Source organism: Herbaspirillum sp. meg3 (assembly GCF_002257565.1).
In the GTDB taxonomy this organism is placed as follows: domain Bacteria; phylum Pseudomonadota; class Gammaproteobacteria; order Burkholderiales; family Burkholderiaceae_D; genus Herbaspirillum.
The window spans coordinates 506,820-518,889 of record NZ_CP022736.1 but is presented as its reverse complement, the minus strand read 5'-3'; the positions used below and the strand labels follow the sequence as shown (position 1 = coordinate 518,889).

Genomic DNA, 12,070 nt, shown 5'->3' with positions numbered 1-12,070 from the left:
CTATATTTCGACAACAATGGAATTGTTGAACAATATAATGGATAACGATCATGGAAACCAAAAGCGTCATATCTGCGCTAGCCGCACTCGCACAAGAGTCTCGTCTGGCAATCTTCCGCTTTCTCGTTCAGATCGGTCCTGAAGGAATTGCCGCCAGCAAAATTGGCGAGCATGTCGGTATCGCCCCTTCGTCCCTGTCTTTTCATCTGAAAGAGCTCACTCACGCATCGCTGGTTGTGCCACGCCAGGATGGCCGGTTCGTTATTTACGCCGCGAACTACGACACGATGAACCAGGTGCTCGGATTTCTTACGGAAAATTGCTGTGGAGGCAACGTTTGCTCTCCTGCCAGCGCATGTCACGAAACTGAAGGATTGGCGACTTAAGCTGTCGTCCGTCGTTCCCGCAACTCCAACCTACCAATAGGATCTTCTATGAGCGCCAATCAAGCCGACAAAACCTACAACGTTCTCTTCCTGTGCACCGGCAACTCCGCTCGCAGCATCATGGCAGAGGCTTTGCTCAACACCATGGGCAAAGGTCGTTTCAATGCTTACAGCGCCGGCAGTCACCCAGGGGGCACTGTTAATCCGCTGGCCGTCGAACAAATCAAGACAACAGGTTATCCATTGGAGAAGCTGCGCAGCAAGAGCTGGGACGAATACGCGACGCCAGACGCTCCAAAGATGGACTTCATCATTACTGTCTGTGATAACGCCGCCGGTGAGGTCTGCCCCATCTGGCCAGGCCAACCTATATCGGCGCACTGGGGTTTTGAAGATCCAGCTGCAGCAACCGGCACCGACGAAGAAAAGCGCGCCGTATTTTCCAAGGTCGCTCGTCAAATTACTACTCGTGTGAATATCTTCAACAGCTTGCCATTCCACACACTTGAGAAGACCGCGATCAAACGCGAGATGGATGCCATCGGCGCCAGCCAAGTCTAGTCGTCAGTCGGAAAGGAGGGAGTGCAAGTCGATTTGCGGCTTGCCTCCTTCCCGCATCAATGCGTTCGGCGTGGCCGGACAGTCAACACTTCAAGGATAAAAACAACGTGCTCACCGCCTTCATCATCTTCTTGCTGACTCTCGTTTTTGTAATCTGGCAGCCGCGCGGGCTCGGCATTGGTTGGAGTGCATGCGCGGGAGCTTTGGTTGCTTTGGCCTTGGGCGTCATTCAGTTATCCGATATTCCTGTGGTGTGGCATATCGTGTGGAATGCGACCGGCACGTTCATAGCGATCATTATCATCAGCTTGCTTTTAGATAAAGCCGGCTTCTTCGAATGGGCGGCATTGCACGTTGCCCGCTGGGGAGGTGGCAGCGGCCGCAAGCTGTTTGTGTTGCTAGTACTGCTAGGCGCAGCTGTCTCCGCGCTGTTCGCAAACGACGGCGCAGCGCTCATTCTTACCCCGATCGTCATTGCCATGTTGCTGGCGCTGCGCTTCTCACCGCAAGCTACCTTGGCATTTGTCATGGCCGCTGGCTTCATTGCCGACACGGCGAGCCTGCCGCTAGTCGTCTCGAATCTGGTGAATATCGTCTCGGCCGACTTTTTCAAAATCGGCTTCTCACAGTACGCAGCCGTCATGATCCCGGTCAACATCGTTTCCGTAATCATGACTCTACTAGTGCTGTTCTTGTATTTTCGTCGTGATATTCCGGTCAACTACGACCTCGATCAGCTCAAAAAGCCAACTGATGCCATTCATGACCGAGCGACTTTCATTGCCGGTTGGTGGGTCCTTGGCCTGTTGCTGATTGGTTTCTTCTGGCTTGAAAGTCAGGGTGTGCCAATTAGTGCAGTCGCTGCAGTCGGTGCGCTTATCCTGCTGGCTGTCGCCGCAAAAGGCCACGTCATCTCGACCCGGGAAGTGATCAAGGGTGCGCCGTGGCAGATCGTCTTCTTTTCGCTGGGGATGTATCTGGTGGTCTATGGACTGCGCAATGCTGGCCTGACGAACTATCTCACCGGTCTGTTGAATGGATTCGCCCAGCATGGCGTTTGGGGCGCGGCGATCGGCACCGGCTTGCTCACAGCGTTCCTGTCCTCGATCATGAACAATATGCCAACGGTCTTGGTCGGTGCCTTGTCAATTGATGCTGCGACAGCACAAGGCGTCGTTAAAGAAGCCATGATCTATGCCAACGTCATTGGAAGTGATCTGGGGCCAAAGATCACGCCGATTGGTAGCTTGGCGACACTGTTGTGGCTACACGTGCTGGCTGCCAAGAAAATTCAGATCTCCTGGGGCTATTACTTCCGCGTAGGCGCCATGCTCACGATTCCGGTTTTGCTGGTGACGCTGTCTGCACTGGCCTTGCGACTGAGCGTCTAGCATGGATACCACCGTTCGCAAGCCAGCTTGGTTGATTCCGTCTCTTGGACTCACCCAGATTGTCGGATGGGGCTCCATGTTCTATGCGTATGGCGTGCTCATGCAACCCATGCAGATAGAACTGCAAGCCTCTAAGCCGGTGATCGTTGGCGCCTATTCGTTGGCGCTGCTGATTTCGGGATTGCTGTCGACGCTGGCTGGAAGCGTCATTGATCGTGTGGGCGGCCGCTTGTTGATGGGTGCCGGAACAGTATTGGCTGCGTTGATGCTGGCGTTACTCTCTACCGTACATAGTGTGGCAGGCCTCTATTTAATCTGGGCAGGTATTGGAGTGGCCATGAGCGCTACGCTCTATCAGCCCGCATTCGCCGTCATCACTCAGATCTTTGAGGGTGGCTTTCGGCGCGCAATCACGATGCTCACGCTCTTCGGAGGTTTCGCCAGCACCGTCTCCTGGCCGCTGACGCAATGGCTCCTGGAACATTACGGGTGGCGTGAAACCTGGATGATTTATGCAGTAGCCAATCTTGCTATTTGCTTGCCGATCCACGCCTTGTTACCGAGGGCCGCCAGCATCAAAGCAAAGATCAAGGACCGCGCAGCAAAGAGCATCGGCCTGGCGACCGTGCTGCGTGAACCCAGCTTTTATCTCCTCACGGCAGCGGTCACATTGAATGCCCTGGTGTTTTCAGCGATGTCGCTGCACTTGATTTCCATTCTTCATGACCGAGGCATGTCGGCGTACTACGCAGCGGGCATTGGCGCGTTGATCGGGCCGATGCAGGTATTGGGGCGCATCTTGGAGGCGACGTTCGGCAAGAATTCCACGACCAGGCAAATTGGGATCATCGCAATTTGCCTGCTGCCTGTGGCCCTGATTTTGTTGTTCGCACCGGCTGAATGGCTACTTATCTATGGGCTATTTGCCGCCATGTATGGCATCGGCAACGGTGTCATGACTATCGTCCGGGGGACCTTGCCGGCGGAGCTCTATGGTCGCGAAGCATATGGGGCGATCAGCGGTGCCATGGCTACACCAGTAACAATTGCCTTTGCCGCCGGTCCCTTCGTTGCATCTCTTCTTTATGCCGCTGGTGGTGGCTATCCAGGTGCCATCGTCGCGCTGATTGGCATTGCCAGTCTTGGCGCCGGGCTGTTCTTCTATGCCACTACGCCTTCACGCTCCAAAACAATTTCTTCTGTTCCTTAGGACAACGTCATGACTACCACGATCTATCACAACCCGGCCTGCGGCACGTCCCGCAATACGCTCGCTTTGATCCGTAACAGCGGTGAAGAGCCGACCGTGATCGAGTATCTTCAGCATCCGCCGTCGCGCGACACCTTGATTACCCTCATCAAGGATGCGGGCCTGACCGTGCGCGAAGCGATTCGCCAAAAAGGCACACCTTATGCCGAGCTCGGCCTGGACAATCCTGCGCTGACGGATGAGCAACTGCTCGATGCCATGCTCGCCAATCCGATCCTGATCAATCGCCCGTTTGTTGTGACTTCCAAGGGCACGCTGCTGTGCCGTCCGTCAGAGGCAGTGCTGGATATCCTGCCGAATCCTCAAAAAGGCCCCTTTACCAAGGAAGACGGCGAAGTTGTCATCAACGCGGAGGGCCAACGTGTCGCACCAGCTAAATGACCTTCCCAACGTCGCCGGCGATCTCTTCAAGGCGCCGGCGGCGACCGACTTCTCCAATGTCGCTACCTCGACGCATGCGCCGCGGTTCTTGCTGCTGTATGGCTCAGTGCGCGAACGCTCCTATAGCCGTTTGCTGACGATGGAGGCCTCACGCCTCCTCGAGGCAATGGGCGGTGAAGTTAAAATCTTCGATCCGCGTGGTTTGCCACTGCCGGACAGCGAGCCGGAAACACATCCGAAAGTGCAGGAGCTGCGCGAATTGGCCGTGTGGTCCGAAGGGATGGTGTGGTGCTCACCAGAGCGTCACGGGGCCATGACAGGCATCCTGAAGGCACAAATCGATTGGATTCCGCTCACACAAGGCTCCGTTCGTCCGACTCAGGGAAAAACGCTGGCAGTCATGGAAGTCTCGGGCGGCTCGCAGTCCTTCAACGCGGTCAATCAGATGCGTATTCTCGGTCGATGGATGCGGATGATTACCATCCCCAACCAGTCCTCCGTCGCCAAGGCATTTCTCGAATTTGAAGAAGATGGACGGATGAAGCCGTCGTCTTATTACGAGCGCGTAGTGGATGTCATGGAGGAGCTCTTCAAGTTCACTCTGCTGACTCGTGATGTTTCTCCGTTTCTGGTAGATCGATACAGCGAGCGCCGAGAATCTGCCGAAGAATTCGCCAAACGGGTCAATATTCGTTCGATCTAAGAAAGACGACAATGACTACTAGGCCGCAAACACGTATGAGTCCTAGACATATGGTGTTTGCGATCTTGGTGGCGTCTATCTGGGGTATTGCTTTTGTTCTGAGCAAGGTCGGACTCAGAAGCTTTACCCCGCCACAACTCACTTTGCTAAGATTTACCTGCGCTGCGATTGGCGTTCTCTGGTTACCTCGACCAGCGATTTCCTGGAGACTGCTGATCCTCATCGGGCTCACGCTATTTACGGGTCAATTTCTTTTGCAGTTCTTTGGTATCGCGATGGGCATGCCAGCAGGCTTGACGGCAGTAGTCGCCCAGGCACAAGCTCCTCTGACCGTTTTACTCGCTGTATGCGTATTGGGAGACCGACCTTCCCGCCAGCAGATAAGCGGCATGGTAGTCGCGTTGGTAGGACTCGTTGCGATTAGCTTGACGCTTGGTCACGGCGTCCCTCTCGCCGCATTTTTGATCATGCTTGCATCGGCGTTGAGTTGGAGTGTCGGCAATGTTCTCGTCAAGCGAATCGGCAAAGTCGATATGCTCCATCTGATGGTGTGGGCTAGTCTTGTGCCACCGCTCCCTGCATTCATCTTGACCATTACCCTAGACGGGGGCTACGCCTCAATCCTATCTGCGATCACCAGTGCGTCGTGGGAAAGTCTTGCTGCTGTTGTCTATCTCGGCTTTTTTGCGACAATTCTAGGGTATGCGGTTTGGGGAAGTCTCTTGGCAAGATATTCTGCTGCAGCGGTGGCTCCCTTTGCGTTGCTGGTTCCTTGTGTTGGCGCCATTACCTCTCATTTGGTATTTGGGGAAGTTTTTGAGCCACTTCGACTAACCGGCATGACAATGATGCTAATAGGCTTGCTCATCACCATCGTTCCGTTAAATCGTTAGACAACGCTGGAATAATTCCCGTCAGCCGAACAAGCAAAAATCTGAAAAAAGTTATGGGGAGGTAATCTCGTAAATTCACTGGAATATGCAGCTTTGAAAGGAACTCATCATATCGCGTCCACTCTACGCCAGAACGATGGGTATTGCATGTTTGAAGGCCACAGACGTTTGCGCAATGATCGCCTCCTGTTCGCCTAACTCCATGACACACTTTTACACTTAAATTGGATGAAACGTTAGTTTCATCCAATTGGAGGTGTCGGATCCATCTCAGTAAATCGACAGCTAGCTCTTCATTGGTTTGTTTCGACGAGCAATTCTGGACGACAAGATGCGTCCTTTGAAGAGTTTCCCGGGACGCGCAGTGACAGCAATTCCTTCGGATGTAATGCTGAAAAATACTCGTTGACCAATTTTCCAACCCGTCATGCGTTGCGGAACACGCACGGTCGAATTTCGCTCGATCGAAGTGACGATTTGATGGCAGTCTGAAGCAATATTTCTCAAAATAAATCCTTAATAAGGTGTCGATAGTAGTTAGGATTAGCTAATGGAAATCGGCAACTAGATAACGTAAATATAACCTCGCTTCATTGCAAGCGCATAATTTTCCCGGTGCGCTGAATTAGCCCCGCTTATGTTCACCTGAAATAATCTTGCGTCGAGGCTTCAATTCAATAATTATTAAGATATGGATACCGCCCTCTGCTTAAGCGTGAGCGCATTCTTAGAAAATCTACAGGTCTAGAGAAGAGGCCTGCTGCTGCCGGACAACGAACCGCACGCACGCATCAAGGTCATGGAACTGCGCGATCTGAGCAACCGGTCTAAAAGAATTGCCCTGTGTTCACCTGAACGTCACGGCACCATGACAGGCATAAGAGGGCACAGATCGATTGGCTACGAACCCAACTCTATTAACTGGAGCGTCAACGATATTTTGCTGAATGGACCTCCATTCAAACAACTATTTTGTTGTCGTTTCGGACGAAACGGATAGGGTTTTATATTAGCCCTCTGCAGAACTTTAAGTCCAAAGATCCTCCCTTCATGAAAGAACAGATGCAATGAAATCAAGTGCAGGCGTAGCTCCAGATGTCGATGTCATCATTGTCGGGGGTGGCCAGGCCGCGTTGGCGACCGCTTACTTTTTGCGTCGTACTTCTTTGTCCTTCGTGTTGCTGGATGCAGAGCAAGGTCCTGGGGGCGCCTGGCGGCATGGATGGGATTCGTTGCGGCTATTTTCATCCGCAACATGGAGTTCCCTGCCGGGATGGCAAATGCCACCGTCCGACAATAATCCGCCCTCACGAGATGACGTCATCAGCTACCTGGCTCAATACGAACAAAGATATTCTTTGCCAGTGAAGAGGCCCGTCTGGGTTGAGTCAATGCAAGCAGTTGATGATCGGATTGTTATTGCGGCGAAGGATGGGCGATGGCGTGCAAAGGCTGTTGTAAGTGCGACCGGGAACTGGAGTAAGCCGTTTATCCCAGAGCTACCTGGAGCGCCACATTTCTCTGGTGTCCAGATACATTCGGCTCACTACACGTCGCCGGCAGAATTTGCTGGTAAGCGCGTAATCGTCGTGGGAGGCGGCAACTCCGGCGCGCAAGTCTTTGCAGAGATCAGCGAGGTTGCTCAAGCGACTTGGGTGACGATGACAGAACCTCGCTTCTTGCCAGACGATATAGATGGCCAAGCACTTTTTGAACAGGCAACCGCACGTTTAAAGGCAATTCAAGCAGGACAACCGACGCCTATCGCCGGTAGCCTTGGAGATATTGTCATGGTCCCATCGGTCAAGGCCGCCCGCGACCGTGGTGTTTTGCGAGCCACACGGATGTTTGAACGATTTACGACGTCGGGCGTTGTATGGCCCGACGATTCAGAATCTGTCGTCGATGCGATTATCTGGTGTACAGGCTTTCGGCCAGCACTAGACCATCTCGTAGGATTAAACGTGATCAACGCGAATGGACGCGTCGATGTGGAGGGAACGCACTCTACCAAGGAGCCGAGACTTTGGCTGGTCGGCTATGGAGAATGGACCGGTCTGGCTTCAGCCACGATTATTGGTGTGACGCGAACGGCTCGTAGTACCGTAATGGAAGTTGCTGAGTTTCTGGAAGGTCTGCCGGCAAACCTATAGGCTATCGCCTGCTTATGCGGATGTTGCAGCAGTATCGGCGTCTTCGTGAACGCAAATTTGGCAAGGTTCGCCATTGCAGCAGTTTTCCGTCAGAAAATGCAGTAAACCATTCATCACCGAAAAATCTGGTTGATAAAACACAAACCGGCCTTTTGACACTGAAGTCAACAAGCCGGCGTGAACCAGTTCTTTCAGATGGAAAGACAGCGTCGCGCCAGGGATGCCGAGCCGATCCCGCAACTCACCGGTTGAACAACCTTCCGGACCCAGTTCTACCAGGTGGCGATAAATATCCAAGCGGGACTCTTGAGCAAGGGCGCTCAACAGCTTTACTGCGTTTTTGGTGCCTACATCAGCCATGTGTGTCTATCAGTCGGGTAAAGATCAAACGGGTCATTTCCATAGTTCTGCAACTATTCTATCCCGGAACCCATAGAAACTGGCGATACGGCGTCCCATGTCATGTCTTTGTCATAAATGCTGCCTATCATTTCGATAATTCTAGATATATTATATTTCTAGATATGTTGTTCAATTAACGAAAGGATGGAAGGGAAACATGAAAATCACTTCGCTGTTCCGCCAAGGCCTGCTGGCCGCGGCATTGACCGTCTCCATGGGCACAATTGCGACCGCCGCTGAAATTACCGGTGCTGGTTCCACATTCGTTTATCCAATTCTGGCGAAATGGTCCAACGACTATAACAAGATGACCGGAGACCGCATCAACTATCAATCTATCGGTTCCGGCGGCGGTATCGCTCAAATTAAAGCATCGACTGTCACGTTCGGTGCCAGCGATAAGCCTCTGTCTCCGCAAGAGTTGAGCGAAGTCGGCCTGGGGCAATTTCCTCTGGTCATCGGTGGCGTTGTACCTGTCGTCAATCTGGATGGTGTTGTCCCCGGCACCTTGAAGTTTACTGGCGCCGTTCTCGCAGACATCTATCTGGGCAAGATCACCAAGTGGAATGATCCTGCGCTGGTGAAGATCAACGCAAATATCAAGCTGCCCGATGCAAAAATTACCGTCGTTCATCGCTCGGATGGATCGGGAACCACATTTAACTGGGTCAACTATCTTTCTAAGGTCAGCAACGAATGGAAAGACAAAGTTGGTGAAGGCACCTCCGTTTCCTGGCCACTGGGGGTCGGCGGTAAAGGCAACGAAGGTGTTGCCGCTTACGTCAAGCAGCTGAAAAACTCCATCGGTTACGTTGAGTATGCCTACGTCAAGCAGAACAAGATGAACTTTGCCCAGGTGCAAAACAAGGCCGGTAAATTTGTCTCTCCTGACGCAGATTCGTTTCAGTCCGCTGCTGCTTATGCAGACTGGAGCAAGGTTCAGGATTTTGACTTCGTGATCACTGATGCTCCAGGTGAAAAATCATTCCCGATCTCGGCAACCACTTTTGTTCTCCTCTACAAGCAAGCGAAAAATCCCGAACAGCAAAAAGCTGCGTTCACCTTCTTCAAATGGGCACTGGAGCGTGGCGGCCCGCAGGCTGATGAGCTGGACTATGTGCCATTGCCACCGGCGTTGGTAAAACAGATCGAGGCGTACTGGGCGAAGAATTTCAACTTTGGCTCGTAATTAGTGTGCCGGCTGGTAGAAATGCCAGCCGCCACTAGTCTGAAACCCCTCTATTAGTAGCCATCTATGTCCACTCTCGAACAACTCCCATCGGTCACTCCTGAAATCAGCAATACGACCTCTGATCGGCCGGCGGTAAAGGTCATGCGCAAACGCATGCTGAGCGACCATAGTGCGGATCGTCTCTTTCACGGGGTCGCGGGCTTTGCCGGTTATTTTGTACTGGCTCTTCTCATCGCCGCTGCAGCCTCTATGGCTTGGGGCGGCAAGATGGCTTTCCACACCTTTGGATGGGATTTTGTTACCGGTACAGAATGGGATGCGGTCAATAAAAAATTCGCCGCCTTCGTTCCCATTTACGGCACCGTGGTCAGTTCGACTATTGCGATCATCATTGCCGTGCCGGTTAGCCTAGGCATCTCGATCTTCTTGACGGAGGTCGCGCCACGTTGGATGCGTGGCCCGGTCGGCACCGCCATTGAACTGCTGGCAGCGATCCCCAGCATCATCTACGGCATGTGGGGTTTATTTGTATTCGTCCCATTCATGGCTACCTACGTGCAGCCGTGGATGATTGATCACCTCAGCGCGATACCTTGGATCGGAGTGCTATTCGATGGTGCCCCCATAGGTATCGGCATGCTCACTGCGGGGATTATTTTGGGGATCATGATCATTCCCTTTATCACCGCAGTCATGCGCGACGTGTTCATGTTGACACCGCCTGTCCTGAAAGAATCGGCATTCGCATTGGGCGCGACCAAATGGGAAGTCATTTGGCACATCGTGTTGCCTTATACCCGCTCTGCCGTTATTGGCGCCATCTTTCTTGGCCTCGGTCGTGCGCTGGGTGAAACCATGGCCGTGACATTCGTACTGGGCAATGCCCACGATCTGACGATATCGCTCATGCAGCCCGGTAATTCCATTGCAGCAGCGCTGGCCAATGAATTCACCGAGGCCGATTCAGAGATTTATCTTTCGTCGCTGATCGGGCTTGGCTTCATCTTGTTTGTTGTCTCCTTCATTACCCTGGCCATTGCGAAGCTATTGTTGCTGCGCACTGGCCATCACGACGATTCGCATTAAGGAACGCTATGTCAGATCGTTATTTTCGCAGGCGCCTGTTTAATCGCACCGTGCTCGTCATCTCCACGATGGCAACATTGTTCACACTCTTTTGGCTCACTTGGATCATGCTGACGACAGTCGTCAATGGCTACGACGCCCTGAATCTGAAGCTCTTCACCGAGATGACACCGCCGCCAGGCGAAGCTGGTGGCTTGCTCAACGCCTTCTACGGTAGTGCTGTAATGGTGTTCATTGCCGTTGTTGTGGGTACGCCAATTGGCATCCTCGCAGGTGTCTTCCTAGCGGAGTTTCATCGACGTACTCGTACAGGCGAGAGCATTCGATTCGTCAACGATATCTTGCTTGGAGCACCATCCATCGTGGTCGGCTTGTTCATTTATGAATTGGTGGTTCGACAGATTGGACATTTCTCAGGATGGGCGGGAGGATTGGCCTTGGCGATTATCTTGTTGCCGGTAGTCGTCCGTACCACGGATGAAGCGCTGCGTCTTGTCCCTCAACCGATGCGAGAGGCTGCGCTATCTTTGGGCATCCCGAAGTGGAAAGTTATTTCCATGGTGGTCTCTCGTGCGGCCAAGGCCGGGATTCTGACGGGGGTGCTACTGGGGCTGGCTCGCATCAGCGGTGAGACCGCCCCGTTGCTCTTCACCGCGTTGAATAACCAATATTGGTCGCCTTCACCAAATGGCCCAATGGCGAACATTCCCGTTGTGATCTTCCAGTTTGCAATGAGTCCTTATGAGCATTGGCACGCACTGGCCTGGGCAGGAGCGCTGATTATGACGCTATTCGTACTGTTCTTGGCCGTGACGTCCCGTTTCATCATTAATCGTGGGAAGGCAATCCGATGAATTCTCTTGCTCGTTCAGAAGTCGGCCGCACGACAGAAGTAGCTTCGAAGATTAGCGTGAAGAACTTAGATTTTTACTATGGCAAAAGCCATGCGCTAAAGAATGTATCTCTCGATTTTCCGCTTGAAGAAATTACGGCCATTATCGGTCCTTCAGGCTGTGGGAAGTCCACGCTGTTGCGTGTTCTTAATCGTGTGTATTCCATCTATCCGAAGCAAAGGGCTGAGGGACAAGTCTTGCTCGATGGCGATGACATACTCAGTCCAAAATACGACATCAATCAGTTGCGTACCCGAGTTGGCATGGTGTTTCAGGCTCCCACACCCTTTGCCATGTCTATTTACGAAAACGTTGCCCTAGCTTTACGTCATCATGAAGCGTTGAGCAGGGGAGAACTGGATTTTCGCGTAGAGACCGCACTGAAACAGGCTGCGATTTGGAATGAAGTTAAAGGCGATCTGCACAAGAGCGCATTGGGCTTGTCCGGAGGGCAGCAACAACGCCTTTGCATCGCGCGTGCGGTAGCCACAGATCCTGAAGTGCTGCTCATGGACGAGCCGACTTCTGCGTTGGATCCCAAGTCCACTTCAAAGATTGAAGAGCTTCTTCACGAACTGAAGCAGACCTATACCATCATTATCGTGACACACAACATGCAGCAGGCAGCACGTACGTCTGATCGGACCGCCTATATGTATTTAGGGGAACTGGTCGAATTCGGAAAGACGGAGGATGTATTTCACAATCCTTCTCATAAGAAGACTGAAGAATACATTACCGGCCGCTTTGGCTAAAGCC

13 protein-coding genes are annotated in these 12,070 nt (G+C 52.7%); 12 read left to right on the top strand and 1 reads right to left on the bottom strand.

Features of this window, described 5'->3' with window-relative positions:
- The first annotated feature begins 50 nt into the window (after positions 1-50).
- The 8 genes from hmeg3_RS02370 (at position 51) to hmeg3_RS02335 (ending at position 7,738) form a co-directional block, all read left to right on the top strand.
- Entirely contained in the window at positions 51-386 is a 336-nt protein-coding gene (locus hmeg3_RS02370) for a helix-turn-helix transcriptional regulator (protein ID WP_094562313.1), read from the top strand.
- A gap of 48 nt (positions 387-434) precedes the next feature.
- Positions 435-947, top strand: a complete 513-nt coding sequence (locus tag hmeg3_RS02365) for an arsenate reductase ArsC (RefSeq protein WP_094562312.1) — start codon at positions 435-437, stop codon at positions 945-947.
- Positions 948-1,054: 107 nt separating this feature from the next.
- On the top strand, positions 1,055-2,338 hold the full coding sequence (locus hmeg3_RS02360) for an arsenic transporter (protein ID WP_094566092.1): 1,284 nt from the start codon (positions 1,055-1,057) through the stop codon (positions 2,336-2,338).
- 1 nt (position 2,339) lies between these two features.
- Positions 2,340-3,548 carry an MFS transporter gene (locus hmeg3_RS02355; RefSeq protein WP_094562311.1) on the top strand — a complete coding sequence of 403 codons (1,209 nt, stop codon included), beginning with the start codon at positions 2,340-2,342 and terminating at the stop codon, positions 3,546-3,548.
- Between the two features lie 9 nt (positions 3,549-3,557).
- The gene (arsC, locus tag hmeg3_RS02350; protein ID WP_094562310.1) at positions 3,558-3,989 is read left to right on the top strand and encodes an arsenate reductase (glutaredoxin); all 432 of its coding nucleotides are present in this window, start codon (positions 3,558-3,560) and stop codon (positions 3,987-3,989) included.
- Positions 3,970-4,692, top strand: a complete 723-nt coding sequence (arsH, locus tag hmeg3_RS02345) for an arsenical resistance protein ArsH (protein ID WP_094562309.1) — start codon at positions 3,970-3,972, stop codon at positions 4,690-4,692. The genes arsC and arsH overlap by 20 nt, the downstream gene beginning before the upstream one ends.
- A 35-nt stretch (positions 4,693-4,727) precedes the next feature.
- A complete protein-coding gene (locus hmeg3_RS02340; RefSeq protein ID WP_198361773.1) occupies positions 4,728-5,585 on the top strand; it encodes an EamA family transporter in 858 nt (285 codons plus the stop codon).
- A 1,067-nt stretch (positions 5,586-6,652) separates the two neighbouring features.
- Entirely contained in the window at positions 6,653-7,738 is a 1,086-nt protein-coding gene (locus hmeg3_RS02335) for an ArsO family NAD(P)H-dependent flavin-containing monooxygenase (protein ID WP_094562307.1), read from the top strand.
- A 12-nt stretch (positions 7,739-7,750) separates the two neighbouring features.
- Here the strand turns inward: hmeg3_RS02335 and hmeg3_RS02330 are convergent, their stop codons facing one another.
- Entirely contained in the window at positions 7,751-8,098 is a 348-nt protein-coding gene (locus hmeg3_RS02330) for a helix-turn-helix transcriptional regulator (protein WP_094562306.1), read from the bottom strand.
- A gap of 199 nt (positions 8,099-8,297) precedes the next feature.
- On the opposite strand from hmeg3_RS02330, the gene pstS reads away from it, so the two are divergent.
- From pstS to pstB, 4 genes are all read left to right on the top strand, one after another.
- Positions 8,298-9,329 carry a phosphate ABC transporter substrate-binding protein PstS gene (gene pstS / locus hmeg3_RS02325; protein ID WP_094562305.1) on the top strand — a complete coding sequence of 344 codons (1,032 nt, stop codon included), beginning with the start codon at positions 8,298-8,300 and terminating at the stop codon, positions 9,327-9,329.
- Positions 9,330-9,395: 66 nt separating this feature from the next.
- Positions 9,396-10,418 carry a phosphate ABC transporter permease subunit PstC gene (gene pstC / locus hmeg3_RS02320; protein ID WP_232511826.1) on the top strand — a complete coding sequence of 341 codons (1,023 nt, stop codon included), beginning with the start codon at positions 9,396-9,398 and terminating at the stop codon, positions 10,416-10,418.
- Between the two features lie 8 nt (positions 10,419-10,426).
- Positions 10,427-11,272 (top strand): phosphate ABC transporter permease PstA, encoded by an 846-nt coding sequence (gene pstA, locus hmeg3_RS02315; RefSeq protein WP_094562303.1) that lies wholly within the window; start codon positions 10,427-10,429, stop codon positions 11,270-11,272.
- On the top strand, positions 11,269-12,066 hold the full coding sequence (gene pstB / locus hmeg3_RS02310) for a phosphate ABC transporter ATP-binding protein PstB (protein ID WP_094562302.1): 798 nt from the start codon (positions 11,269-11,271) through the stop codon (positions 12,064-12,066). The genes pstA and pstB overlap by 4 nt, the downstream gene beginning before the upstream one ends.
- Positions 12,067-12,070 lie beyond the last annotated feature (4 nt).